This is a genomic window from Marinobacter sp. 1-3A (genome assembly GCF_016597775.1).
Taxonomy (GTDB): domain Bacteria; phylum Pseudomonadota; class Gammaproteobacteria; order Pseudomonadales; family Oleiphilaceae; genus Marinobacter; species Marinobacter xiaoshiensis.
The window spans coordinates 170247-196447 of the sequence record NZ_VCGZ01000001.1; the positions used below are offsets into that span (position 1 = coordinate 170247).

Consider the following 26201-nt stretch of genomic DNA (forward strand, 5'->3'; position numbering starts at 1 on the left):
ATGCAATTCATTAAGGAGCTTCTCGCTGTAGCGGGGCTCGCGCATATCCGGCTGGCCGACTATTCTGTTGCATGTATTAGCACGACTCGGCCGATCTATCTGGTTTTCGGTCATGATGCTGATCATCCAGCGTATGTAATCCGTAGGTTGGCGGACGATCACGATTTTCACACACAGCAAATTCACAAGTACTTGTATCAATTAGTCGGCAAACGTATCCCGGAGCCTGTTGGGATTTTCGAACATGCGCAGCAAAAATACGATATTCAACATGGCGTGAAAGGCGCGCCTTGGTTCCAGATCAAGTCTAAATTTCACACAGAAACTGCTCGGGCACAGCTGGAAGCAAGGCTATGGCAAACATTGGTGGATTTTCAGTCTGCTATTACTGCTTGTAACGCTAACGAAACCAATACTATCCAGCCCCATGATGAACTAAGTCGAGTCTTCTCTGAGTATCAAAAGATAGAGCAAACAGAAAACGCCGAACTTGTGAAACTTGTTGAGTCTGCTGTTAGCGACCTGTCAGGGGTGCCTGGCTGCTTCGCTATCCCACAGCATGGTGATTTTTGTTTGAATAATTTAATTATCGACACATCTCATATCACTGTGATCGATTTTGAGGATTATGAGATTACCGCAATGCCGATGTACGATCACTTCACCTTGGCTCTTTCCTTACCCTCCTGCTCCGAGGAGCCAAACTTAGCTGTCAACGCCTTTAAAGACACACAAATTGCGGCGACAGCAGAAAAACTTGGCATTGGCGCTAGCGACATCCGGTGGCACTTCCTTCACCACATTCTTTTACGCTTGGGGCCATGGAGTACTGGTGAGAAAAGAGCAAAATATCGGGCTTGGCTGAAGCAACTGCTAGCCAGCTTCATCGAGGCCCATGCACCTTAATCATTATGCATTATGGTGCTTAACAGATTACTCATAGTTTTTTCAATACTATATTTTTGTTTAAATTTTGTCATGAACGAGGGCTGACAATCTTCATTTTTGTATTTACTCTCAGTCAAGTAAGAAGCTATTTCTTTAGCCCACACTTCAGGATCATGTGAATTAATAACAACTCCATTATTCATTTCGTTTATCACCTCAGCGCAATTACCCACGTTGGATGATAAAATATCACAGCCGCAAGCTGTCGCTTCGAGTACTGTCAGAGGAGCTGACTCGGATATACTAGTAATCAGCAGTGTTTGCATTGCAGAGTATGCTGCTACCATGTCAAACTGTTTTCCAACGAAAAACACATTTTCTAAATTTAATCTTTCCGCGAGGGCTTTCAGATTCTCGTGTTCAGGGCCTACACCAACGATGCACAGCGCGACTCGTTTTCTGTCCAGCTCACTAAGCATACTTAAAGCCTGAATCGCGACGTGAAAGGCTTTGCCTGTAAAGAGGTTACCGACGCAACCAAAAACGTGAAGATCTGAATTAATTCCATTTCTGGTTCGAAATTCCACACCTCTTTTGGCATCACGTACCCAAAACTCCGTGTTTATACCATTACCACACACCTTGACATCTTTATAGAAAGTATGAGCGTATAGTTCAGTCTTTCCTATATCTGATACCGCGATCACCCTATCAACTAACTTATAATACAAGTACTTTATAAGTTCGTTTTTTAGTCGCCAGTATCCAACCTTGGGAATAAAACCTATACGCGGTAAAAGTGGCCGCCTCGGAGGTAAAGAGTGCTCAATAACAATCAACTCTCTATATTTAAATCGCAGAAGAAATAGTAGTTTTAAATCTATTGAGAAATATGAGGGCTTTACCAACAGAGCTCTTTTAGCTCTATTTTCTTTTAATATTTTTCGCCAAACCTCGATATCTTGTTGAGTAAGTTTTTGCACTTTCGACTCAACTTTATTAGCTCTCACAGATGGATATCCACTAGGGATATGCCCATTAAAACCTTCGCCAGAATAGAAGAAATCTGCACTTAATCTCTCACTATCAATATGACTGACCAGTTCGAGAGTATGTCTTTCTGTTCCTCCATATGAGTTAGAGTGTACAAAAATCGCCAAATCGGGGTTAGTATTTTCCATAAAAAATCGCTTGGTAAATTTATAACACGAACATTTATAGCTTAGAATTTTCAACTTTAAAAATGGTGTGGATGTTACCACACTGGCCTAGCTTTCATGTCGACTTAAAGTTGATCTTCAGCTCTTCGTCTGGAGTCTTCTGAATATCGCCTCAACTTGTTCCCTAAGGGGGTGCTTTAGAAAATGAATGGAAGCCAACCACACCGGTGGTAGTACGATCATAAGACAAACAAGAACCATAACTGGGGATGTATCTTCGAAAGGCACATACCAATCAAGTGCCTTGGTTGCGCCCCAGCAAATCAGTGTCACAACAGCACTACTACTCATCCCAATGCAGTAGGGTAAAAATCCGACACCCACTTTATGCTTCATGAACCAAGAAGAAATCAGGAATTCAGCTAGGCCAGCGAATACAAATGCGTATGCAACCCCCATCAAACCTGATTGGTGATAGGCAATAGTCGTCACCAGAAGAAACACGGCAAATACTATTACTTCCTTCACTAACATGGAGCCCTCTTTGCCCACCGCAACCAGAGCGTTGGGAGCCATGACATGAGCAGAGCGCAGAATTGCCCAAAATGCTGCCACTGTAGCAATTGGTGCAGCTTGATCCCATTGATCTCCAAACATTAGTCTGATGGCAGGAAGGCTAGAAACACTAGCTACTGCAAGAACCGGCCAAACTACACCTGCAATTAACTCCGAGGCGTGGCAATAGGCAGCAACCACATCCTTCCCTTTATTCTTTACCTCAGAAAAATAAGGTAACGCCACGGGGGAAATTCCGGAGAGCAGCAAGGTAGAGATAAACATGGTAAAACCGAGCCCGCGGGAGAAGATACCTACCTGCGTTGGGTTACCCAGCTTACCGATCAGCATATCAGGAAATGTTTGTTGCGAGTTGCGTATTACATGACTTGCCGAAGTGAAGACACCCAGCTTGGCAATGGCTTTCATCCCACTGAAGCTGGGCATATAAACTCTTATATGCCGAGTAAAATAAAGGCTCAGCACACACTTAATAAGTATCGATATAGCTTGGCCAATTGCGAGGGAAAAAAAGCTAAAACCCTGTTTAATAAGCACCACCGTCAGAACCAACTGAATCACTGATGATGTTATATTAATGATTAAAATCTCACGGAAACGGTAATCTCTCGTTAATAAAGCATCGGGTATACTGACATAAGGAGCCAGCAGAAAAGAGAAGGAAAGAATCAAAAAGATAAAACCTAGCCCATCGACCTCAAAAAAACCTTCTAGCGACCAAGAAATCGCAGCAAGTGCGATTCCTAGAGTCCATGAAATCAGTATTGTGAGACCATAAGCCGAACGAATGTTTTCTGTGGTTACTTTTTCCTGTCGGACCAGGTATGTATTCGCACCCAGCATCCGGAACTCTGCCATGATTATGACCACTGAACTTGCAATAGCAAAGGTGCCGATCTCTTCCGGTGAAAGCAAGCGAGCCGTGATCATTGAGCTCACCAAGCCTATTACCATAAGCAGGTATCGCCCTAACGACGAATATAAAATAGCCTGCTTTACACTGGACACTTAGATAAATCCAAAACAGTCATCAGACATGCACGGTGGTTAAAAATATCAATTAAGGCGATCATCATTGAGCTTTCTTAAATTTTCGAAGAATACGATTCCCTGATCTTCCGAGCATACTTCTCACAAGCCTCACTGGTGTATCTTCATAAAATGGTGATATCTTGATGACTCGTAAAAAGTTACCAATAGCTTTTCCAAACTGTTCTTGTGAAAAGCAGTGAACGCCCAATTTATAAAAGAGATCAGCTTCCGCTAGTTTTGAATACCTTGCGACAAGTTTGTCCGACGAGTGCCTATCACAGTGCTTTTCTATGATCTGTCGCTTGGCATCCTGCATTAAGATTATGTCTTTTGACATATTGCTCTGATGCAAACGGTACTTCACTACCGGCTTGTTTACGAGACGGACTTCGTACTTTTTGCAAATCCGTAGCCAAAGATCCCAGTTTTCTGCAGCACTGAACTCGGGATCGAACATGCCCACCTTATCCAATGCCTCCCGCAGAACTACGACAGAACCACCTGTCATTCGGTTTTTGACTAGCAACTGGGGAAAGATACTCCCTTGAATCTGAGGATCACAGGGATCTAAGCCTGTTGTTTCGCCACTTTCATTGATCAATTCGACCCCACCGTAGACCAGCCCAACACCCTCATCAAACAACGGTATCTGTAATTCGAGCTTATCTGGCACCCAGAGATCGTCACTATCCAGGAACGCAATATACTTTCCGTTAGCTGCTGCTATCCCCTGATTTCGAGAGATTGTTTGGCCTTGGTTTTCTTGATCAATGATACGCACCAGACTAGGATGTTGTTGCTGAAGCGTCTGCATAACATTTAAAGAGCTATCAGTAGAACCATCATTAATCAGAATAATTTCAATAGGCCTGTATGTTTGGCCAAGAATACTCGCCACTGTTTCCGTGACTAGTTTCTCACGGTTGTAGACTGGGACAATAACTGAGACGAGAGATCTAGAGTTATCCATTCATGCGGTCCTTCTTAGCATCACTTTCCTTAAAACGCAGATAGTACAAATTAGAGGCTATCGCTATGAAAAGAATTAACCAATAAAGCATTTCGGCTCTTGCTCGGTTGATAAAGCTCGCCGCCACCAGAAAACTCAACAATGCCCCCTCCAATGCCAGCATCTTGAAGTACGCGTTATAATTATTATTAGCTATTAGATACTTCTTTGTGTTTCTTGACATCTTAAACGTCGAGATGAGAAGCATTACAAAAAGAGCGAAGCCAAGCCAGCCAACTTCCCCAAGAGCCTGAAACCAGGTGGAATGGACAGCTTTTCCGATCTTCCGTCCTTCAAAATAGTGCTCGGGTAGATAGTTAGGGCTTAGCTCAATATAACCTTGGATACCTACACCCATCGGGTAGTCTTCCAGAACATCAAATGTCGCTATCCAGAAATCGATTCGATGAGAGCCGCTTTTAGATCCATCATCAATATCCTCAAGCGTTTCCATTCTTGACCAAAAAGCCTCGTCGGCAACATAAGCCGTGCCAGCCAAGCCGACAATTATAATTAAAATTGCCATTCCGCGCTGACCTTTGCGCTGATGTCTTGAAAAGATCATGAATAAAAGAAAGAAAAAAGCTCCGACTACGACCCCGAGAAAAGCACCTCTACTATTAATTAGAACAATACCATTCGCAATAAAGCCACCACAAAAGATAGCAAAAACTTTGATCTTTTTGTTGCCCAACCAGGCCATGTAAGTCAGTAATATCAATGCGGGTGCCATAGCAGCAGCGGTCATGTTTCCATCACCGCCAGTATCTATCATGCCTATGCCTTCAACCCGCCCTTGCCCATCACGACCTACTGAGTATGCGATGTAACCAATATATGTTACACCCAAAATATAGGCCCAAAGGCATGCGTTCAAAGCCTTTTCTGAATTAACAAGCTTGTACACGGCAAGCATAATAATTATTAATTTTGCAAAATCATAAGTGAATGGTTTATGAACTTCTGGAACGATGGCAAAAAATATCATCACCCCATAAATTGCTAACAGCGCAAACATCCACTTGAATACAGGTTGCTTTCCCCAGGGAGAAATTTCAGATAGCTCTTTATAGCGCATCATTACCATAAACAACATCAATAGGGCTGCTATAAAAGAGTATTTAAGGCCAGGAATGCTTGCTGCCCACCAGCTATTATCCGGATTTACAAAATAGACCAACTGGTAAACAAGCACGGATAAGACAGGGGCGTAAAATAGAGCTCCGAAGATACCCGCAAAAAACAAAAAAAGGAAAAGTAGTGCAAACTTACCCATTCTTTATTTCATCCGTACTGCGGTGTAGCGAATATGGAGTTGGATCAGGGTCTCCATAAATTTTAGTGTACTGATAGACCATCGCGTCTGCACTAAACCGCTTATCAAAGGTCAGCCTTGCGGCCTTTCCCATACTCTTTCTGAGAATCGAATTTTGATGAAGTTGCTCAATACCTTCTGCAAAAGGGTATGCCATGTCTGGCTCGACCAGAATTCCCGTTACGTTATCCTCTATTATTTCAGGGTTTCCCCCCACCCGAGTAGCAACCGCCGGCATTTCCAGACTCATCGCTTCGAGCAATGTCATCGACGTGCCTTCTGTGTGGGATGACAGGAGGAAAATATCCATCGCAGCAAGATAGTGAACTGGGCTGTTAATGAAGCCGGTGAATATTACTCTCTCGCTAAGACCGTACTCACCCGCCAGCGAGAGCAACTTAGCCTTGTCAGGTCCATCTCCAACCATCAACAAATAACTGTCTGGCTGTTTCTCAGAAAGCTGCTTAAACGCTCTGAGCATCATGGCTTGATTTTTAACCGGGTCTAACCTGGAGACAGTGCCAACGACAAAGGCATTTTTTGGGATACCCAAACTATCTCTAACCTTTTGAGCTTCTTCATCGTCTCGCACTAACGGCGCAATACCGTTGTAGATCACCTGGATCTTATGCTTTGGAATAAACTCATACTTTACGAGCGCATCCTTGGTTGCTTCCGAAATTGCGACAATAGATGGGGTGAACAGGGCCATTACCGGGTTAATAAGCATGGCTTTATAGCGATACCTGTCCGGATAGAAGCGGCCATGCTCCGTAAACACCACTTTGGCGCTTGTTGGTAGTGCCGCTAACCATCCATACATCCAGGGCGTGTACTGATGGCAGTGCACTACATCAAACCGCCCTTCCTTCAGGTGTTTGCGTATCGCCTTAATCAACGCCCAGTCAAACCCCTGCTTGCGCGCAAATTTATGAACCGGAACACCAGACTGCTGAAGTGTTTCGCCAATCGGGCCTATGTGGCCATCGATACACAGAATTTCAGACTCAACGCTTTTAGCAGCCATTCCTTGAACAAGCTGACGAATAACCTGTTCAGTACCACCAATGCCCATATTGAAGGTAAGGTGCAACACTCGTAGAGGTGTTTTGGTTTGTTTGGTTGTTGGCTTGCTCTGTTCCACTGTCATGCACTCACCTGATACTGCTGCCACCAAAGCTCAAAAGCCAGTAAAGACCACAGCTCCTGGGTGAACTGGTCATCCCCTGCCAAATGTCTTTGCCAGAGATTGCGAATACCTGCAGGTTCAAAAAAGTTGGCCACGCCGCTATTTGGCGCTAACAACAGCTGTTCAACAGTAGGCCTCAGTTCATGGCGCAACCAATGGGCTAAGGGCACCGAAAAGCCCATTTTTTTCCTGTACAGAACGTCTTCCGGCAGCATACGCTCAAAAGCTTTCTTCAGAATGTACTTCTTTTCTTTGCCATTTAGCTTCAGTGCTGCGGGTATCTGCGCAGCATACTCCACCACCCGGTAATCCAGCAGTGGAGCACGGGTTTCCAGGGAGTTCGCCATGCTCATTCGGTCTACTTTCACCAGAATATCGCCGGGAAGGTAGGTTTTTATGTCGGTGTACAGAATGCTGGATAGATGGTCGTCTGTGTCGGCATTCTTGTAATGGGCACGGGTGATATCTGCAGGGTCGTAATCCTGGGTTTCCCGCTTTAGCTCACCTGTAACGAGATCATTCCAAATGTCTCTTCGGAAGAAGCTGTTTGTGATGAAAAATGCTTCGTCTGGTTCCAGCGCTAGGGTTCCCAGAAGGGATTTGGCTTTTCGTGTTGGACCGGAGTTGATCAAGCCTGCCAAGCGGGCAAGCCCGGGGAATAGATTGTGGCGAACTCCGGCCGAAAACAGGCCTCTTAGTCGGTTTTCTACGTGATCCGTGTAATATTTGCTGTAGCCCGCAAAGTTCTCATCGCCCCCATCTCCGGCCAGTGCCACGGTTACTTTTTGTCTGGCTAACTGCGACACAAAATATGTGGGTACAAAAGATGGGTCTGCAAAGGGCTCATCAAAGAACCGTGCAATGCTGGCCAGGCTGTCGGCGACATTGTCTTTTACTGTGAATTCGTGATGATCGGTTTTGAATTGCTCGGCAACTTTCTTGGCCCAGTGCACTTCGTCGAACCGCTTTGAATCAAACCCTATGGCGCAGGTAGTCACGGGTGTGGTGGTGTGGCCTGCCATCAAGCCAACCACTGCGCTTGAATCAATTCCGCCACTGAGGAACGCCCCAAGAGGCACATCGCTCACCATGCGTAGGCGAACGGCATCGTCAATCAGGTTGTAGAGGCCATCCTGCAATTCATCCAGGCTGGCGCTTGAAGGCGAACCGAAAGACACATCCCAATACTGTTTTTGGTGTGTGTGGGTGCCATCTGTTTCTAACCAGTGGCCGGGCGCCAGTTTGTGCACGTTTTTGTAGATGGTTTTGGGGTCTGGCACGTACTGGTAAGCAAAAAAGTCTTTGATTGCATCGTGCCGCAACTCGGTTTTAACGAAGGGAGCGGGTGTTAGAGCCTTTAGCTCAGATGCAAAGGCAAACTGCCCATTGGCTTGGTAAAAGTACAGTGGCTTCTTGCCAAGGCGATCCCGTGCCAGGAAGAGTTTTTTTGCTGTGCGATCCCAAATGGCTAACGCGAACATGCCATTCAGTAATTGGAGACATTCCGGGCCGTGAATTTCGTAGAGCGCGAGTAGAACTTCGGTATCCGTGCGCGTACGGAAGCTATGGCCTTGGTTTACAAGGTCGTCCCGCAGTTCCTGAAAGTTGTAGATTTCGCCGTTATAGGCAATCACGTAACGCCCGGAGGTGGATACCATAGGCTGGGTGCCGGCATCGCTGAGATCAAGAATGCTCAGCCTGCGATGTACCAAGCCAACTGCGTCGTCGAGCCACGTTGAACCCGCATCTGGACCACGATGAAGGATTGCCTGCCCCATGTTGTCGAGCCAGCCTTGATGGGCGTCTCTGCCAGGTGTTGAAGCAGTGCGAAGGAAACCGGCGAACCCGCACATTAGCCTACCTCTCGCTTTTCTGGGGACTGTGTCGCGGCTACGGGTTTGGCTTTGCCAGTCAGCTCTCGGAACAAGGCTACATATTCATCGGCCATACGGGCAGCGGAGTAGCGCGCATGCACCATTTCCCTGGCATTTTGACTAAGGGTGGCCGCCAGCGCGGGATCTTCCAGAACCTGTTTGCAGCATGCCGCCAGTGCAGCCTTGTCACCAAAGGGCGCCAGTAAGCCTGTTTTGCCATGCTCTACAAGCTGATCAACGCCGGGAATATCATAGGCAACTACAGGAATGCCCACGGCCATGGCTTCCATCATGCACCGCGGAATGCCTTCCAGTGAGGAGGTCATAACAAACAAACTGAAGTTGGAAAGCAGTTCCAGGCGATCACTTCGAAAGCCCAAAAACTCAATGGCGTTAACACTCTTAAGTTGAGCTACCTGCTGTTCCAGCTCTGATCGTTGGCTGCCGTCACCCAGCAACTGCAAACGCAGGTTTGGCTGCGCTTGGAAGATCTGGTCAAAAACCTCTATCAGATCCGGTATTCCCTTGCGGGGGATCATTTGGCCGATAAAGCCTATGACGGGGGAATCTTTATCCGTAGTATTTCCCTGAGGCAGGCTTGCCAAAGCCGCATCGATCTCTTTGAGATCCACGCCGTTGCGGATAAACGATGTTCTGGCTTCGGGCACTTTGAACCGCTTCATATCGTCCATCAATTCCTCCGACAGCGGCACAACCCGGTCGAAGTAGCGAAGCATGTAGGTGCCGATGCGAATGAATGTGGCGAGTTTGAAGCCAACGTTACCGGAGAAGCCGTGTGGCGTGCTTACGCAAGCAATACCCGCCCGCTTGGCAGCCAGCAGCCCTAATATGTCGGATTTGTATCCGTGGGTATGGATAACGTCGATCTTGTTGTTGCGGATCACTTCGCACAGCCTGCTAACTACCCGAAAGTCGAAACGGCCGTTCATCTCCAGGTAGTAAACCTGCTGGCCATCCGTGCGCGGGTAGTATTCGGCAACGGAAAGATCCTGATCCGGAGATTCGCGGGTGACTGCAAGATCGCAGATCACATCATCGTGGTTGATGTTGTTGGCCAGCGCCAGAACCCAGCGTTCTGCCCCATAAAAGCCCGCTGGGGTGATGAACTGAAGTACTCGTAGCTTGCTCACTGGTCTGACACTCCGGAATTCCTTGTTTCGTTGTTTCTGGCACTATTCCACGTTACTTGAGTCCGCCCCTGAAGTGCCTTAACAATGCCGCGAACTGCATAGCCGTTCACCATCACAAAGTAATAAGGCGTTGCAATCCAGGTAGGCAATTCATTGCGATTTTGCGAAAGGTGCCCCACAAGCGTTAGCACTAACATAAGCACCGTGCCTGCCGTGATGAGTTTGAACAGACCCAGGCCGAAAAAAGCCAAAAGTACGCTTCCTGCAACACCCACAAGCAAGAACAAAGGGATCAGCCAGCGCAGCAATTTGTGAGAGATAACCTCAAAGGCAAACACGCCTGATTTCGCGGGGCTCATTACCTGCCCTACCCGCATCAGCCCACGAATACTGCGATTTACGATGCGTTCTTTGCGGGCTACTTCCCGATCAAAATCGCCGGCGGTTTCTTCAAAGCACTTTGCGTCTGCATCGAACACGCCCCGGTAGCCTTTGGCGATGATTTGCAGCGGGTTCACAAAATCGTTGATGTCCTGCTGCTGCAGCGGCTCCCACAGTTTGGTGCGAATGGCGTAGATGGCGCCATCTCCGCCCACTACGGAATGCAGGCGGGATTCCATGGCTTTGATGGCCAGTTCGTAGCGCCAGTAGAGGTTTTCGTTGCGGGCGCTGGCGCCCTCGTTGCCGTCTGTGTATAAGGCTGCGCCCACCACGTAACCCACATCGAGATCTGCAAAGTTGCGCACCAGTTTGTTGATGGCATCGCTGGCGTACATGGCGTTGGCATCGCTGAACACGGTGATGTCGGCTTTCACCTGCTCCATGGCAAGGTTGATGCCCATGGTTTTGCCCAGCCGGCCTTCCTGGCGGATCAACAGAACTCGATCATCTTCAAACTCGTTTACGGCCTCATCGGTACCGTCATCTGAACCGTCTGACACCACTATGATCTGCAGCAGCTCTTGGGGGTAGTCCAGCTCCAGTGCGTTTTGAAGCTTCTCCCGAATGACGTCTTCTTCGTTGTAGCAGGAAATAATCAGCGCCACTGAAGGTTTGTGTTCGCCCCGGCGATGGGTGATATCCGGCAGGCCCCGGGTGAGCAGCCACAATATGGCCGGGTACCCGAAGTAAACGTACACGGGTACGGCAAGGCAAAGCAGGGTTAACAGCAGTACTAACGTCATAAGGTAATGTATCGTCTCAATTTTGGTCCAAGCCAGTTGGCAAAGGACAGCGGTAGCCGACGCCAGATGTTTTCAATGAGGGGCCGGAGCCTGGAGGCTACGGATGCCCCACTGCTATTTGAATCCGCCTTCGGCAGGTTAAGTTTGCCGGCGGGGTATTCCGACCAGATCAGCTCATAGGGCTGAGCGCCCCACTGTTTCTTGAACCGGTAGGTGCCTTCATCCAGTGTTGATCGGCCGAAGTCGAACCGGGTGTACCCCAGATCGCACACATGGCTTAACAAGGTCCAGTACAGCAGCATGTTGGGCGCAAGCCGGTTGAACTCCTCCAGCGTGGAAGCCCAGGGAATGCAGGCTTCTTTACCCCCCAGCAATACGATGCCCGCGCCCACAGGCTTATCGGCCTGGAAAACAATACCAATCAGCATGTGCTCGCCGTAGGCGGCTTTCAATTCCTGAAACCACCGCAGGCTATGCACTGGTGAACCCAGCCTGCGCATGTTCTGGGCGAATACCTCATAAAACAGATCTACCGCATTTGCTTCTATTCGCAGTTCGGCCCTCAGCCCATTTTTCTCAGCCTTGCGAATCTGGCTCCGCAGCTTGGGCTTGTAGCTTTTGAACAGGGCTTCGCTGTTTTCCGGTAAGTCGCACAGCATTCTTACTTTAGTGTTTCCAGGCAGCGCACTAGCGCTCTGCTTGTTTTGGTCGCCTGAGGCATCTTTGTCGATGCTAAGCGCCACACCACCCTCACGTATTTCGAGGATTTTGATGCGATTTGTTTTAGTCAGGGTTTTGGCTTCGGATATCAGCCTTTGCCGAATGTCTGCGTTGTCTGCCAGTGCACCGCCAAGATCGCAGAAGGGCAATGTCACAAGGCTGCTGGTGCCGATGGGTGGTTTTACTTCCACCAAGGGCAATATGCCGCACAGAGTTTCGTTCTGATGCGCGCTGATCACCCAACCTGTATGACCATAAGCTTGCTCAGTCGCCTGCAACCAGGCACTGCGGTGGTACGGCGTTGCTGCAGCATGCCCTGCAACATACTGGTTGTAGTCATTTACCGGGAATGCGTTAAATCTGGAGGCCCGGAGGTGAAGCTCAGCGTTCATTGTTAGCACTTGCCTCCCCAATCCAGCGGTTTCTTGCGCGCCTGGCGACATCCTCAAGCTTCAGTTTGAAGCGGGGGCGCTGCAAGGCAATCTGAACCAGGTTGCGATGAAAGTGGCCAAGGTTGGATTTGTAACGCTCGTCGCCACCCATAAAGTCGTAATAGTCGAACCCTTGGTTGCGGTAGTCTTCAATGCACAGAGCATGGCCCACCAAGCCAGGTTTGAGGCGGTTATCGGTTTCAACGGCCATGCCACCCAGGTAAAAATACACCACTTTGTTGTGGAGCAGGTTGTATAAAAAAGCAATTTCTTCATCCCCTGCCATTACAGAGATCAGATCAACGCCGCCCTCTGCCCACTGTTCACGAATCAATTCCCGGTGGAACCGCACGAAATCCGGATTGGCAAACCCGCTCTGGTCCGGCCCATTGCCCCAGCGTTCGAGGTGCCTGGGACCAATAGCATCAAATACAGCCAAGGCCTCCTCTACGGAGCCAGGGCGGACCAGGCTTACCTCGCCCCGCTCGCTATAGAGCCGGTGCGCACGGTTTATCTGGTGGCGGGTGTTCCGAGAAAGAGTGTCGAGATAGGTTCCACCGCTTTGGCGCAAGCTATCAAGATCCACACCAAAGCAAGGTGCTTCCCAGCGCAGATGCTTGTAAAGGCCAGTTATTTTCGCGTAATGGTCTGCCTCGTCAGCATCAATTGCCCCCAGAATAAACTCGTCCCATTCAGGCATGGTGCGGCACAGGTGTTCCAGGGAGGCTTTCGCAACCGCGTCTTCTTTTCCGCGTTCAGCCAGAAACCCGTTGTACTCAATCCAGATTTGATCAAGTAGTTTGTGGCCAGTTTGATGCAGGCGCAGGCAGCGGGATTTCAACAGGCCGTGCCGGCGTTCTTCGCTCTCTACTACCAGCCCCAAGCCAACCAGACGCTCTCCTTCCATTACACGAAGCACCAAGGCATCTGGCTTGTATACTTGCAGCCAATGCCCTAGCCATTGCCAGGATAGAAACACCGTGGGTTGTGCACGGTGTTCCAGATCCAGCCAGTCGCTGCGCAAGGTTGCGCATTTACTGGCTGGTTCTGTTGTCACGGTCAGCAGTCCTGCTGTCATGGTGCTACGTCCGTTGCCTGTTCAGTGCCCGGGGTTCGGATGTTTTACCAGGAATGGACCTATGGCGAGATAGTCCAGAGCACCCTGAATAAAGGCTCTCACCCCGTCTTCCGGGGAGTTGACGATGGGCTCTTCGTGCATATTGAAGCTGGTGTTGATCAGGCTTGGAATGCCACTCAGCTTTTCATATTCGCTCAGAATGTCGTAGTAGCCGGGATTGGCTTCACGCTGGATAAGCTGCGGCCTGGCTGTGCCATCCACGTGCACGGCAGCCGGGCAGTTTTCTTTCATGAAGTCGGTGCAGTCGAAGGTCACCGTCATGAATTCAGCTGCGTGCTCTGCGCCCTTGATGTTGTGGTAGCACTTCTCTCGAGCTTCGTAGAGCGTAACCGGGGCGAAGGGCATGAACTCGGTACGGCCAAGACGTTTATTCAACCACTGGTTAACTTCCGGTTCGCGGGCGTGATAAAGAATAGAGCGATTCCCCAAGGACCTTGGGCCGTATTCCATACGGCCATCAAACCTTGCGACTACTTGGCCACTGTGAATCAGCGCGGCAACTTCAGCAGCAAGATTTTCAGGCCGACGATACTGAAGGTTTTCCGCCTTCAATGCCTTTTCCATTTCGGCTTCGGAGTAATCAGGGCCCATATAAGCGTTCGCTATGGAAGGTTTAACTCCGCCCGGCCAGCTGTGATAGAGCGCAGCGCCTGTTCCACAGCCTCCATCGCCCATATTCGGATAAACAAAAATGTGGTTAACACCTTCGATTTCAAAAATACGTTGGTTCAGTTTTACGTTTGCAGTTACACCGCCAGACAGCACTATGGTGTCGATGCCGGTTTTTTCTACCCAGTAGCGAATGTAGTTGGTGGCTACTTTTTCAAGCACATATTGATAAGCTGCAGCTACGTCGATTTTAGGGAACTTGGATGCCAGGTAGCGGGAGAAAAATACGTTATTGGATTCGTAAATGCGGAAATCCCCGGGCTTCTGCTCTATGCGAGAGAGAAGGATTTCTCCCAGAATTTCAGGGTCGCCATAGGAGGCCAAACCAACAATCTTGCCTTCATGTCGGCTAGGCTTGAAACCAAGGCTAGACGTAACATGCTCGTAAAGTGTTCCTAGTGAATTCGGATAAGGGAGCCCGTGCAGACGGTGTATTTTGCCATCTCGCCCTTCACTTACGGAACCGGCCAACCCAGACCCATAACCATCCAGAGTCACACACAGTGCCCGCTCATAGCCGCTGCACAGAAAACTGTTGGCAGCATGAGACAGGTGGTGGTCCATGCGTTTAACCGGCTTGGTCCAACCCATCTCGCTCAAGCCTTGAACGAGTTCTTTTTCCCACTGCTGGAACGACTCAGTAGCGCCCTCGCCCCACTGCTTGGAGGATTTCAAAGCCGCATTGTTAGACGCCAGCTTCTGCACGCCTGCCATGTTGTAGTAGGAGTTGTGCAAAAAGCCCTTTTCCATAATGGCGTTGGGGTGCTGCAGCCCGTGAATCGGCTGGTTGCGATCTGGCACCCGGCCCAATGCTTCTTTGATTTGTGGCCCTAGATCCTTCGGCTGAAAACCTTTGATAAAGGCTTTCTCATCTTCCAGGTTCTTTGTGAACAATTTCTGTTCATTTTCCCAGGTAAGAAACGGGTAACACACCTGATCGAAGTCACTCATGGAGAGGCCGGTATATGAAAGCGCTTTTTCCAGAGCCAAGCGGGGGAAGCCCGACTGCTGTTTCGTTCTGGTGAAACGTTCTTCACCAGCGGCAAAAAGAATCTTGCCATCTTCAACAATTGAAACCGTTGAGTCTTTGTCTAGCGGGGATATCCCTAGCACCTTCATGCCTTACTCTCCATATACTTGCGAATGCGGGTGGGCGATGACGCCTGGCCGCCTAATTCATTGAAAAAGAAATCGAAAAACTGCCGAAAACTGTCCAGAAACACCTTTAACTGCGCTTCGTTCTGCACATAAGTCGTGTTGCCCGGGACTACGCTGGGGCTGTGAAAACTCCAGGTAAATGTTCGCACGCCCTGATTGTAAAGCGCTCTTGTAAGCTTGATGTGCTCGGCAGATGTGAAGCCTTCCGGAGAAAGCATTAGCCGGTCTACTGCACCTACCCGAGCGAGAATGCCCGGCGCCTTGAACTTACGCAGCCGTTGCGCGGCCTCATACAAAGGAACAGCAACCGGTTGAGCCCAGCCGATAAACCCACCAGTACAGGGAATCTCGAGGATAGGTTTGTCCGAACCGCCAAACCAGAACGGGTGCGCGTTGTATCTACGATAGTCCGGCCCGCCATCTGCCCGCGAATCCAGAGGTGGGCAAACAGACAGATCAATATTGAACCCCAATTCCTGAAGAATACCCGTGGTATTCGGCCCGAAACCATACCGCCCGGCTTTGTATGCAACCGGCGCCTTTCCGAAATTTTGCTCTATGGTGTCGCGCAACACACGGAGCTTTTCCCGCTCCAGGCCTTCAGGCAAGTTGCCGGGATACATGTTTGAGCGGGACAGAATTTCTTCCTGGGGCGGGTTCACCCAAGGGTGGAGGTGGGCACCAATTTCACACTGATCTTTCTCGGCAAACTGCTTGAGCAACCCATAGCCCTGAGGCTGGCTGGCTACCGGGTAATCAATTACGTAACAAGGGCGAATGCCGTACTCATTAAAGATCTTTTGGGCACGATCAATATGTGCCATGGCTGACACCCGATTTGCCTTGGCGTCTGGCTCGGCGCTCCAATCAAACTCTTCTTCAGTATCAATCACCACGATCAATTGTGGTGGTGTCTCCGAAGGGAGCCGTATTTCCTTCTTTTGCTCAAACATGATTCCATTCCTGACTGTTATGTCGCCGCGCTATTACCCTTAGCTTTACTAGCTATCAACGCTGCCTGCTCATTGCAAAACCGTGAGTCAGCACAAAACGCAGTTCAAATTGCTCCTCATCACTCCGGGCCAGGCTCGAGCGCAAATACGATTGGTCGAGCTGAACTCCAAAGGTGGTGTTTTCGGCCAACTGTCGGCTCCAGCTCGTGGTAAAGCGGTGAAGCTGCTCAACTATAATATTGGCATCTTCATCTGCATCTGCCTCCCAGCTGTATCCGAACGTGAGCCTTTGCAGTGCGGTAAGCTGAACCCCAAGGGTGGTGCCGGCACGGTATTCGTGGGTGGTGGCGCCGGAAACCTGCGATTCCAGGATTGAGCCTTCGGCATAGATCCCAAGATCACATACATCGCAAATCCGTTGGTTGTTGTGCGTAAAGAGTAGTGAGTCGGTAACAACCAGCTCTCGCAACCGAACAGTATCTGGCAGGAATGAAAACTCCGGGGGCAAACCTGTTGAAAGATCCGTGGCGCTATCAGACATACTTCGATCGTACGCTATGGCTGTTCGCCAATCGGAAGTCACCCAGGAGCGCTCCAAAAAGCCGGTTATCGCCTCGTTTTCACTGACTGTACCGTCCGGGTATTCTGAATTTGCCTTGCTACCACCGCCTCCGATGCTGAAGAAGCCGCCTTCTGCTTCATAGCTGTAAACGAGTTGTACTGTGTCTATGGTTATATCTGTGCGCCGCTCTTCAGACCAGCTGCGGCTGGCGTTAAGGCTGCCCGTGGAGCGTTCGGTCAGCCTTCGTGACAATTGGCTGCTGGCCGTGACCGACTTCTGATCGTTTAACGTGTCCTCGCCAAACGAGCGACCCGCCTGGCCTGAAAAACGCAGTGTTGTGAGCTCGCCAGGGTAAAACCTTAGCCCGGCTCCCCCGCTCAAATTGTTCTGCACGTCATAGCTCGAAGGGTTAACCACAAATCCTGTGTCGTTGCGTACGGAGTTGACTGTGTGGCCCAGATTAAAATCTAACCGACTGCCGGGGTCCTGGTGGGTGTAAAGAGCGGCCCCGGTAATGGTGCTGTTATCTGACTGATCTGAGTCGGCAGACTCCCAACTGGTATCAACCGTGCCGCCATACTGCAGTGTCAACGCATTAGCGCCTCGCTCCAGAGTGCCACCTACAACCCCGGACAAACCCACTCCTGGCTCTGTGTTTGTATCTGTGTATGTGCCTTGGTCTGTGCGTGTGTGTGTAACAGCCGTGAATACTGACGCAGAACCAGAGAGCACCGAAATGTCGTCACTGAGGCTCTGCGCCGGGGCTGCGAAAGACCAGATGGCACAGCATGATCCCGCCAGTAGACTGGTGAGACGGAAATTGCTTGCTATCCCTGCTCGTTGCTCCACCGTGCTACTCCTGAAAAATCAGGCCGGAGAATTTATCAGATCCAAGCGCATCCACGGAATCTTCAATGACTTCTGCGGTGACTTCTCCGAATGGAACGCCAAATACTATCTGATCTGCAAAACGTTCAAGAATCCGTGCTTCGGTATTTTCCCGGAAAGGGGGTGCATTCAGGACAATGCAGCGATCCGGATAACGAGCTTTCAGTTCGGTCATCAATTCTCGCATACGCACGGCAGAGAACAGCTCAACTGCGGAAGATGCCTGGGTGCCTGCAGGGATCACTGTTAGCCGCTCGACACCACTGGAATAGAGGATGGATTTGATAGCCATCGACCGATCGGCAACAAAATCCGTAACGCCCGCTTCCATAGGGCTGGAAACCAATCCTGCCAATTCGTTACTGTAAGGGTCGCAGTCGACAAGCAAAGCGGAGGTCTGTGAATCCAACGCAAACGCGGTCGCCAGGTTGTATGCTGTCAGCAGGCCACCCGGGCCGCTACCTAAACTACTGAACATGACTGTGAAGCTTTTGCCTTCACCTGCCCGATTTCGCAGCTGTATACGCAGCTCCCGGTAGGCATCCATGACTTCTTTATCAGCCATGCCGGAATAAATTATTTTCCGCTCGCGTAACTGCTCACGACTCCAGGGCCTGGGGTTACCAATCAGTGCCAGAGACACAGATGAGTCATACACCGTAGGTGGATGTTCGTTGGCGTTTGTGTCAACTCGGGTCCAGTTGGGTTTGTCCCTGTCGGAACCTGCATAGGGGCGCTCTTTTCGAAAGTTGTCCTCCGACTTGGCCTCACCACGGTCATGCTTTAGTTGGCGCTGCTGCTCCTGGCTTTTGAGAAGCGCATTGTAGAGCTTGTTTTCATCCATCAGTTGACGCCTCCCCCTGAACCGGTCAGCTCACTGAGTTTGTTAATCAGCTGTTCGGGGGTTATGCCCATCACACTGAAAACAAGAACGGCCAGATACGCTGTCATAAACACCGCCAGCATCAACAGAATCGACAACACATCTTTGCGTAGCAAGCGATCTTTCCAGGTGCTCCTATAATGGGGAATGCTGGTCAGCACGGGAATGGATTCCGGCAAGGCCAATTGCAGAGCACGGGGCGAGCGAACACGTTGATCAAACATCACGAGCATTACCAACAACCCCAACACCATGGCACTACCCAGGAACGGCCCCGCAAGGCCGACCTGATACAATTGCAGGCCATCCCAATGCGTAGGATATGTAGCGGGCTCCTGAATTTTGTAGCTTACACCCTCACCCTGAACGTCCAGCGTCATAGACAACCGAGCTTTTTCCCGGCGCTGCAGCATGTCTTCGTAGACATCTCGGGTAACGTCGTAATCCCGGGTTAGCTCTGAAAGCTGTGCCTGGTTCTCTGCAACTCGTTGCGAGCGAACAAACGACTCATCAAGAAGTCTTTCCAGTGAGGCCAGGCGGTTTTTCTGAACGGCCAAACGGGTGGTGCTATCAGAAAGCTGAATTTTAAGGTTCTCGTAAACAGGGTTTTCCAATACCTCGGTAACACCGCCATCCCGGTCATCGTCTGTTTGCGTGGAAACGCGGCTTTCCAGATCTGCAATCTGGTCTTGAATGCTCACTACATCGGGATGACGTTCGTGGTAGCGCAAGAGTAATGAGTCCAATTCCTGCCGCATAGCAACCAGCCGTCGCTCAGCAGACGACTTGCCGGGGTCTACTGTGATGCGGCGCACCGGCTGCTCGTTATCCAGTTGGCGACGGGTAAGCGTGACTTCGGATTCAGTTTGCTGGATTTCCAGCTTGAGGTTTTCAATATCCCGGCGGAGATTTTCGATTCTTGCGAGCACGCTACTCTCAGTGCCGTCCTGATTACCAGACTTGAATTCCTTCAGCCGCTGCTCAGCCTCTTCAAGCTGGCGCTGATAGGACTTAACCTGAGAATCTATAAACTCAAACGCACCCTGACTCTCGGAACGCTTTTTGCGCACAGTACGTTCGATAAAGCGGTTCAGCACCGCGCTGAGAACCTGAAACGATTCGTCCGGGCTACCGCTTGTGTAACTTAGCTCGAGGAAGTTCCGGTTGGATACCCGAATACCAACCTGCTTGCGCAAGTCGCTGATTTTTCCATTTCGAATAGCATCGGTTTCGCCGCCCCGGATAAGCCCGGTATCCAGAGCGATCTGCTCAAGGAATGTTCGGCTCTGCATCATTTCCCGAGCTTCATTGATGCGATCAAGCTGGGTAACCTCAGCCTGGCCCCGCAGCAATGGCTGCAGAATATTGGATTGGTCTGCGTACAGAACAGCCTGGGAGGTATAGCTTTTCGGTGTTACATAGCCCAGCGTCAACACCCCTGCGGTCACGGTCATAAAGATGATTACCGCAGCCAGCCTGTGCCGGTAAAGCTCAAGCTTTACCGCGCGGAGGGTGTCGAGAATGAACTGTAGATCCATCAGAGCTCGCCTCGGAACAACTGCTTGCGTGGCACGCTTATAACGTCCCCTGGCTGCAAACTATGATTCGTGCGCATATCGCCATCGGTGAGAATGGCTTCGAGGTCCAAACCAAAGCTCTTATACTCGCCGTTGATCTCGCGATGCAAAATGGCGCGATTATCCGCTGCAAAATCCGTAACGCCACCCGCCATCAGTACAACATCGAGAACAGTCATGCCGGGCTGAAAAGCTACTGACTGGGGCGCTCCCACTTGGCCGGTTACGCGAATCCGGTTACGGAACTCTTTACTGAGTGGGTTGGTAACCATCACTGTGACTTCTGGTGTGCGGATAAACTCGCCAAGGTTGTCACTGATTTCCGCAGCCAACTGCTCAGGCTTTTTACCTTCGGCTTTCACATCACCCATCAGAGGCATGGAGATATAACCATCTGGGCGAACCACAATCGATTGCCCCAATTCCGGGTTGCGCCAAACGTGGATAGAGATGGTATCCCCAACGCCTATCTCATAAGGCTCTGCCTCCAGCTCGGATGCCGGAGGCATTTCGGCGGAAGACGGCAGCCCTGCGCAGGCAGTGACAAGCAGACCCAGAATTGCAACCAAGCCCATCCGCATAAACGTGAAACTAGTCATAAACGCCCTCCAATCCTTTGTTGTTCTATAGTTCAGTATGACAGAACCGTTACCGTACGCCTTTACCCAGGAGGATCACTTCCACAGTTTGGATCATGATCAGAAAATCCATCAAAAGGCTGTGATTTTTGGAGTAGTAAAGATCGTACTCCAGCTTGCCCCGGGCGTCTTCAACGGATGCACCATAGGGATATTTAAGTTGTGCCCAACCCATCAGGCCAGGTTTTACATAATGCCGGGTATCGTAAAACGGAATCTTCTCTTTCAGTTCAGAGACAAACTCTGGCCTTTCCGGGCGCGGCCCGACGATGCTCATTTCGCCTTTGATCACATTATAGATTTGCGGTAGTTCATCCAGACGGGTGTTGCGTATGAATGCACCTACCCGGGTAATCCGATTGTCATTCGCTGAGGCCCATTGAGCTTTGCCGTCCTTCTCTGCATCCTGGCGCATACTGCGAAACTTGTAGATGCGAAATTCTTTACCCAGCATGCCCACGCGAGTCTGGCTATAGAGTATGGGCCGCCCGGTTTCCAGAAACACCGCAATCGCTGTGAGAATAATAAAAGGTATCATCACAGCAAGGAGCGTGAGACTGATCAACAAATCCAGAGATCGCTTGGCGAAAGCCCGGGATTTTGATGCTTTAAAACCTTCCGAAAATACAATCCAGGAGGGATGCACCATATCGAGCTTCGCTTTTTTCAGCTCTCGCTCGTAGAAATCTACGCCGTTGGTGATGGCAATACCACGAAGTTTACACTCCATCAGATCCGGCACCGGCAGCCATCCTCCCTCATTTCGGCGCCGCTCCTGCTGGGCAATGACAATTTCAGAAACCTTGTTTTGCCGACAAAACTGGTAGAAATCGTAAGGCGTAGGCAATAGTTTATCGGCACCAACAGCCCCGTTAGGGTTGTCGGAGATACAACCAATAATACGTACCCCAAGCGCGCGCATGTTGCGCTCGTACTCATCGAGAAGATTGGCTGCAAAATCTCCGGCACCAAAGATCACTACACGACGAACGAGTTTCTCCGAATCGACAACTCGCAGGAATATAAGCCTTAACAGGATAACAATCAGTGATGCGCAAATTACGGCCCAAAACAGATTGGTACTGCCCGGGTTTGCGGTTGGCACAACCAGGTAAAGAAGTTTCAAGCCGATTCCACCTACAAAGCAGTAGGCAACCAGTGTGCGAAAAAACAAGGCAGAAAGACTCTCGTGGACCATGGCGAGATAACCGCCCATAGCCAGAGTTCCACAACTCAAAATAAGCGCGAACAAGCTTGCAGAAAGGACATTTGTATCAACCGAAGGGTAACCAACACCTGCAATGGAAAGCAGCAACCCCAGAGAAGCGAAAATCGCATATAGAACGACAAATTCCAGCGCAGCGAGCACCAGATAGGGGATATGAAGATAGTGTTTTCTGAACCGTATATACGTCACGCGGAACTTCCTTGTCGTCTGCACAACAACCTGCGCCAGACCAACATCAAATTCTCCGGCAGACCGCGCTCAGTTTAGCTTTGAGCGACACCCTTTCCACCGGTTCCTTTTTTTACGTGGCCCATTTTGCGCCGGCCAACATCGAATCTCAACTCATTGTATCTTTTGGTTACACAGTTTTACATTGTTTTTCGTCGCAAGCAGACTTTACTTGCATCAAGAATTGTATTTGCGCGGGCAGTAAGTGAAAATTAACGCTCAGGTACTGTTTTTTTATTGGTACCACTGGAAAGGAGTACCCATGCCAAGTCAGGAAAGACCTCAACCATTGCACGCTATGAGCATAGACGTAGAAGATTACTTCCACGTTGCCGCTCTATCGGGTGTGATTCGCCCAGCGCAATGGGACTCACTACCCTCCCGTGTGGAGCAAAACACTGAGCGACTGCTGGCGCTTTTTGACAAGCATCAGGTGAAGGCAACGTTTTTTGTGCTCGGCTGGGTTGCTGAGAGATTTCCTGCCCTGATTCGGAAATTATCCGATCATGGCCATGAAATAGCGTCCCATGGATACAGCCACCAGCTCATTTACAACCAGACTCAGGAAGTGTTTCGAGAAGAAACCATTCGCTCGAAGGCGCTCCTTGAGGACATCACTGGCAAATCTGTCGATGGCTATCGTGCCGCCAGCTACTCTATTACCCGTGACTCTCTGTGGGCGCTGGATATATTGAGTGAAGCGGGGTTTACCTGGGATTCGAGCATTTTCCCGATTCGGCATGATAACTACGGCATTCCTGATTCCCCGACCGCCCCCTACTCTATCCAGACCGCCAGCGGTGCAATTATCCGTGAGTTCCCATTAACCACAGCACACATCATGGGGCTTTCAATACCAGCGGCGGGTGGAGGCTATTTTCGCCAGTTCCCTTACCCGGTATTCCGATACTTGTTTCGCAATGCTTCTGGTTTTGGCGCGCGGCCGCAAATGTTTTATCTGCACCCTTGGGAAATCGATCCCGAGCAACCACGTTACGATAACGCAAGCTGGTTCTCCCGCTTCCGGCATTATACTAACCTGGACCAGTGTTACGGTCGTCTTGAGCGTTTGCTTGGAGACTTCCGGTTTGGAACCGTTAGTGAAAGCTATAATGCCTACGAACCAGACAAAACCCTGTTGCGCAGCGATCAAATGATTCGCCTCGCCTGATTCAGGGCAATGAGCTGAACAGGAATTATCTATGTATCTGGAATTTTTCGGTCTCCATAGACATCCCTTCCGCATTACACCGGAAGACGACTTCATTTACATGAGCCAACAACATTCGCGAGCTTATGTATACATGTCTTCGGCGATCTGGAGCTCTGAGGGCTTCGTGGTTATCAGCGGAGAGATTGGTTCGGGCAAGACAACATTGCTTAAAAAGACCATTCGCAATCTTGAGGGCAACCTGAAGCTACTCAACATTTCCTACACAAACCTTGAGTCCAAGGATCTGTTTGGTCTGATCCTTCGCAAGGCCGGTGTGAAGGTAGAAGACGAGAGCAAGGTAGCCATGCTTTTCCAGATCTCTGACTACCTGGAGCAAATGGCAAAAGCTGGCACCCCTGTGGTGCTCACGATTGATGAAGCGCAAAACCTTACCCGGGAAAACCTTGAAGATATCCGCATGCTGGCCGGCATGGAAAGCATGGGTGGGCCTTCAATGCGGGTTATTCTGCTTGGGCAGCCCGAACTGAAGCAGGCCGTTCTGGACATTCCGCAGCTGGCCCAGCGGGTAAAGCTGTTCTTCCACCTGGAAGGCCTCTCTCCGAAAGAAACCGCTGAATATATTGATTACCGGCTTCTGGTTTCCGGTCACGGCGGCAACAAGTTGTTTGATGTGGACACAGTTCGCGAAATTCACAAGCTGAGCAAAGGCATCCCACGGCTGATTAACAAACTGTGTGACGGCATGATGATGTGCGCCTACTCAGAGGACCGGCCATTTATTGACCCCCATGATCTCAAATCCATACGCAAGGATTTGCTGGGCGATGATCTGCCCGCGAACACCCCGAAGTTGACCGACGTGAAGAAACGGGAGCACCCGGCGCCAGAGCATGCCGGGACTTCTGGCGATTTGGCTGGTGTAGGCCAGGCGCTGATTCGCATGGCGGAAGCACTGGAGCGTATTGACAGCAGGCTGGCCAAGATTTTCCCTGACGAGCAATCTGGCCACAGGGAAAACCTTGGTGTGCCGGACAATGTTAAGCCGCTATCTCCGGGCAGAAAATAAACACTCTTCGGCCAGATCAGATAACGAACATCCCCACAAACTCCTGAACCGGGGTATTCTCCAGGCTCTTCTGGTTCTTGCAGACTTCGAAGATCTGCTCGCACCGTTGCGCCGGGAAACGGGTCGCCAGATTAGCTCGGAACTTGTCTGATAGCAGTGGAATACTTTCCTCCCTTCGCCTGCGGTGACCTATCGGGTATTCCACAGCTACCTGCTCTGTACTGGAGCCGTCCTTGAAGACCACCTGGATAGCATTCGCGATTGAACGCTTGTCTGCTTCGAGATACTCGCGGGTGTAACGTTCATCCTCGACAATTTCCATCTTGTCTCTGAGCTCATCAATGAGAGGGTTGGCCTCGTGAAAGCTGTCTTCGTAATGCTCGGCCACCAGATCACCAAAAATTAATGGCACAGCCACCATATATTGAAGGCAGTGATCCCTATCTGCAGCGTTTGCCAATTTACCGACCTTGGAAATGATGCGTATGGCTGACTCGTGGGTAGTTACTACAATTCGGTCGATCTGATCGAGCCGGTCTTTAACTTGTGGATGAAGCGTTACAGCCGCTTCGGCCGCTGTCTGGGCGTGGAATTCTGCCGGGAAAGATACTTTGAAGAGTATGTTTTCCATCACGTAGGAACCAAACTTCTGTGGCAGGGAAAACCGGCGTTTGTCTTCCGGTTTCAGGGCTTGGTCTTTATTGGTTTTGCTAAAAAGGACATCGTAGAAACCCCACTGGGGTGCTGTGAGCGCGCTGGGAACCCCCATCTCACCCCGCATGGCAATATCCGCAAGGCGAACGGCACGGGAGGTGGCATCACCCGCTGCCCAGGATTTCCGGGACCCGGCATTCGGGGCGTGGCGGTATGTTCGTAGCGCCTGGCCATCAATCCAGGCATGAGAAAGCGCCGCCAGCATTTGCTCACGAGTGGCACCCATGAGCTTCGCGGTGACGGCTGTTGAAGCCACTTTCACCAGGATAACGTGATCCAACCCCACGCGATTGAAAGAGTTTTCAAGGGCGAACACGCCCTGGATTTCGTGGGCCATAACCATGGCTTCGAGAACTTCACGCATGGTAAGCGGTGCTTTCCCCTCTGCAACACGCTTTTGCGACAGATGGTCCGCCACTGCCAGTATGCCGCCAAGGTTATCTGAGGGGTGCCCCCATTCCGCTGCCAACCAGGTGTCGTTATAGTCTAGCCAGCGCACGATACAACCAATGTCCCAGGCTGCTTTCACAGGATCGAGCCTGAATGAGGTACCTGGAACGCGGGCACCATGGGGAACAATCGTGCCCTCCACGATCGGCCCCAGGTGTTTGGTGCAATCCGGAAAGCGTAAAGCCAGCAGGCCGCAGCCGAGCGTATCCATCAGGCAAAGGCGCGCCGTGTTCCAGGCTTCTTTGTTTTCTACTTTATAGGTAAGGACGTAATCGGCGATTTTCTGGAGGGCTTCATCGTAATCGGGGCGTTCGTTGAGATCGAATGTGGCTGACATAATACCGAC

Annotated in this window: 21 protein-coding genes; 3 read left to right on the forward strand and 18 right to left on the reverse strand. The window is 50.3% G+C overall.

Annotation, left to right across the window (positions count from 1 at the left end):
- Positions 1 to 906 (forward strand): phosphotransferase, encoded by a 906-nt coding sequence (locus tag FE848_RS00760; RefSeq protein ID WP_200200833.1) that lies wholly within the window; start codon positions 1 to 3, stop codon positions 904 to 906.
- On the opposite strand, the gene FE848_RS00765 is transcribed toward FE848_RS00760, so the two are convergent.
- The 17 genes from FE848_RS00765 to FE848_RS00845 form a co-directional block, all read right to left on the reverse strand.
- Positions 903 to 2069: a glycosyltransferase family 4 protein gene (locus FE848_RS00765; protein ID WP_200200834.1), complete on the reverse strand. Its 1167-nt coding sequence runs from the start codon at positions 2067 to 2069 to the stop codon at positions 903 to 905. The two genes, FE848_RS00760 and FE848_RS00765, sit on opposite strands and share 4 nt — an antisense overlap.
- Positions 2070 to 2186: 117 nt before the next feature.
- Complete coding sequence (locus tag FE848_RS00770) at positions 2187 to 3632, reverse strand: oligosaccharide flippase family protein (protein WP_320159491.1); 1446 nt, start codon at positions 3630 to 3632, stop codon at positions 2187 to 2189.
- Between the two features lie 64 nt (positions 3633 to 3696).
- Positions 3697 to 4626 carry a glycosyltransferase family 2 protein gene (locus FE848_RS00775; RefSeq protein WP_200200836.1) on the reverse strand — a complete coding sequence of 310 codons (930 nt, stop codon included), beginning with the start codon at positions 4624 to 4626 and terminating at the stop codon, positions 3697 to 3699.
- Positions 4619 to 5941, reverse strand: coding sequence for an O-antigen ligase family protein (locus FE848_RS00780; protein WP_200200837.1), 1323 nt, complete (start codon positions 5939 to 5941; stop codon positions 4619 to 4621). Before FE848_RS00780 ends, FE848_RS00775 begins: the two co-directional genes overlap by 8 nt.
- Positions 5934 to 7130 carry a glycosyltransferase gene (locus FE848_RS00785; RefSeq protein WP_200200838.1) on the reverse strand — a complete coding sequence of 399 codons (1197 nt, stop codon included), beginning with the start codon at positions 7128 to 7130 and terminating at the stop codon, positions 5934 to 5936. The genes FE848_RS00780 and FE848_RS00785 overlap by 8 nt, the downstream gene beginning before the upstream one ends.
- Positions 7127 to 9022, reverse strand: a complete 1896-nt coding sequence (gene asnB, locus FE848_RS00790; RefSeq protein WP_200200839.1) for an asparagine synthase (glutamine-hydrolyzing) — start codon at positions 9020 to 9022, stop codon at positions 7127 to 7129. Before asnB ends, FE848_RS00785 begins: the two co-directional genes overlap by 4 nt.
- Complete coding sequence (locus FE848_RS18935) at positions 9022 to 10194, reverse strand: glycosyltransferase family 4 protein (protein ID WP_200200840.1); 1173 nt, start codon at positions 10192 to 10194, stop codon at positions 9022 to 9024. The genes asnB and FE848_RS18935 overlap by 1 nt, the downstream gene beginning before the upstream one ends.
- A complete protein-coding gene (locus tag FE848_RS00800; protein WP_200200841.1) occupies positions 10191 to 11378 on the reverse strand; it encodes a glycosyltransferase family 2 protein in 1188 nt (395 codons plus the stop codon). The genes FE848_RS18935 and FE848_RS00800 overlap by 4 nt, the downstream gene beginning before the upstream one ends.
- Complete coding sequence (locus tag FE848_RS00805; protein WP_200200842.1) at positions 11375 to 12490, reverse strand: FemAB family XrtA/PEP-CTERM system-associated protein; 1116 nt, start codon at positions 12488 to 12490, stop codon at positions 11375 to 11377. Before FE848_RS00805 ends, FE848_RS00800 begins: the two co-directional genes overlap by 4 nt.
- Positions 12480 to 13607: a GNAT family N-acetyltransferase gene (locus FE848_RS00810; protein ID WP_200200843.1), complete on the reverse strand. Its 1128-nt coding sequence runs from the start codon at positions 13605 to 13607 to the stop codon at positions 12480 to 12482. Before FE848_RS00810 ends, FE848_RS00805 begins: the two co-directional genes overlap by 11 nt.
- A 21-nt stretch (positions 13608 to 13628) precedes the next feature.
- Positions 13629 to 15455, reverse strand: coding sequence for a carbamoyltransferase (locus FE848_RS00815; RefSeq protein WP_200200844.1), 1827 nt, complete (start codon positions 15453 to 15455; stop codon positions 13629 to 13631).
- On the reverse strand, positions 15452 to 16447 hold the full coding sequence (locus tag FE848_RS00820) for a polysaccharide deacetylase family protein (RefSeq protein ID WP_200200845.1): 996 nt from the start codon (positions 16445 to 16447) through the stop codon (positions 15452 to 15454). The genes FE848_RS00815 and FE848_RS00820 overlap by 4 nt, the downstream gene beginning before the upstream one ends.
- A gap of 55 nt (positions 16448 to 16502) precedes the next feature.
- Positions 16503 to 17651, reverse strand: coding sequence for a hypothetical protein (locus FE848_RS00825; RefSeq protein WP_413784998.1), 1149 nt, complete (start codon positions 17649 to 17651; stop codon positions 16503 to 16505).
- Between the two features lie 211 nt (positions 17652 to 17862).
- Positions 17863 to 18741 carry a polysaccharide biosynthesis protein gene (locus tag FE848_RS00830; RefSeq protein WP_200200847.1) on the reverse strand — a complete coding sequence of 293 codons (879 nt, stop codon included), beginning with the start codon at positions 18739 to 18741 and terminating at the stop codon, positions 17863 to 17865.
- A complete protein-coding gene (locus FE848_RS00835) occupies positions 18741 to 20318 on the reverse strand; it encodes an XrtA system polysaccharide chain length determinant (RefSeq protein WP_200200848.1) in 1578 nt (525 codons plus the stop codon). The genes FE848_RS00830 and FE848_RS00835 overlap by 1 nt, the downstream gene beginning before the upstream one ends.
- Positions 20318 to 20956, reverse strand: a complete 639-nt coding sequence (locus FE848_RS00840) for an XrtA/PEP-CTERM system exopolysaccharide export protein (RefSeq protein WP_200200849.1) — start codon at positions 20954 to 20956, stop codon at positions 20318 to 20320. The genes FE848_RS00835 and FE848_RS00840 overlap by 1 nt, the downstream gene beginning before the upstream one ends.
- Positions 20957 to 21005: 49 nt before the next feature.
- Positions 21006 to 22412, reverse strand: coding sequence for a TIGR03013 family XrtA/PEP-CTERM system glycosyltransferase (locus FE848_RS00845; protein WP_200200850.1), 1407 nt, complete (start codon positions 22410 to 22412; stop codon positions 21006 to 21008).
- 301 nt (positions 22413 to 22713) lie between these two features.
- On the opposite strand from FE848_RS00845, the gene FE848_RS00850 reads away from it, so the two are divergent.
- The gene (locus FE848_RS00850; protein ID WP_227715065.1) at positions 22714 to 23622 is read left to right on the forward strand and encodes an XrtA system polysaccharide deacetylase; all 909 of its coding nucleotides are present in this window, start codon (positions 22714 to 22716) and stop codon (positions 23620 to 23622) included.
- 31 nt (positions 23623 to 23653) lie between these two features.
- Positions 23654 to 24691 (forward strand): ExeA family protein, encoded by a 1038-nt coding sequence (locus FE848_RS00855; protein ID WP_200200851.1) that lies wholly within the window; start codon positions 23654 to 23656, stop codon positions 24689 to 24691.
- Between the two features lie 16 nt (positions 24692 to 24707).
- Here the strand turns inward: FE848_RS00855 and prpD are convergent, their stop codons facing one another.
- Complete coding sequence (gene prpD, locus FE848_RS00860; protein WP_200200852.1) at positions 24708 to 26192, reverse strand: 2-methylcitrate dehydratase; 1485 nt, start codon at positions 26190 to 26192, stop codon at positions 24708 to 24710.
- Between the last annotated feature and the right edge of the window lie 9 nt (positions 26193 to 26201).

Bases quoted from the DNA above. Each gene is read 5' to 3' on its own strand.
- FE848_RS00835 (WP_200200848.1), bottom strand. From the start codon at position 20,318: ATGGATCTACAGTTCATTCTCGACACCCTCCGCGCGGTAAAGCTTGAG.
- FE848_RS00815 (WP_200200844.1), bottom strand. From the start codon at position 15,455: ATGAAGGTGCTAGGGATATCCCCGCTAGACAAAGACTCAACGGTTTCA.
- FE848_RS00850 (WP_227715065.1), top strand. From the start codon at position 22,714: ATGCCAAGTCAGGAAAGACCTCAACCATTGCACGCTATGAGCATAGAC.
- FE848_RS00760 (WP_200200833.1), top strand. From the start codon at position 1: ATGCAATTCATTAAGGAGCTTCTCGCTGTAGCGGGGCTCGCGCATATC.
- FE848_RS00820 (WP_200200845.1), bottom strand. From the start codon at position 16,447: ATGTTTGAGCAAAAGAAGGAAATACGGCTCCCTTCGGAGACACCACCA.
- FE848_RS00830 (WP_200200847.1), bottom strand. From the start codon at position 18,741: ATGGATGAAAACAAGCTCTACAATGCGCTTCTCAAAAGCCAGGAGCAG.
- FE848_RS00780 (WP_200200837.1), bottom strand. From the start codon at position 5,941: ATGGGTAAGTTTGCACTACTTTTCCTTTTTTTGTTTTTTGCGGGTATC.
- FE848_RS00775 (WP_200200836.1), bottom strand. From the start codon at position 4,626: ATGGATAACTCTAGATCTCTCGTCTCAGTTATTGTCCCAGTCTACAAC.
- FE848_RS00800 (WP_200200841.1), bottom strand. From the start codon at position 11,378: ATGACGTTAGTACTGCTGTTAACCCTGCTTTGCCTTGCCGTACCCGTG.
- asnB (WP_200200839.1), bottom strand. From the start codon at position 9,022: ATGTGCGGGTTCGCCGGTTTCCTTCGCACTGCTTCAACACCTGGCAGA.
- prpD (WP_200200852.1), bottom strand. From the start codon at position 26,192: ATGTCAGCCACATTCGATCTCAACGAACGCCCCGATTACGATGAAGCC.
- FE848_RS00840 (WP_200200849.1), bottom strand. From the start codon at position 20,956: ATGACTAGTTTCACGTTTATGCGGATGGGCTTGGTTGCAATTCTGGGT.
- FE848_RS00765 (WP_200200834.1), bottom strand. From the start codon at position 2,069: ATGGAAAATACTAACCCCGATTTGGCGATTTTTGTACACTCTAACTCA.
- FE848_RS00785 (WP_200200838.1), bottom strand. From the start codon at position 7,130: ATGACAGTGGAACAGAGCAAGCCAACAACCAAACAAACCAAAACACCT.
- FE848_RS00855 (WP_200200851.1), top strand. From the start codon at position 23,654: ATGTATCTGGAATTTTTCGGTCTCCATAGACATCCCTTCCGCATTACA.
- FE848_RS00810 (WP_200200843.1), bottom strand. From the start codon at position 13,607: ATGACAGCAGGACTGCTGACCGTGACAACAGAACCAGCCAGTAAATGC.
- FE848_RS00805 (WP_200200842.1), bottom strand. From the start codon at position 12,490: ATGAACGCTGAGCTTCACCTCCGGGCCTCCAGATTTAACGCATTCCCG.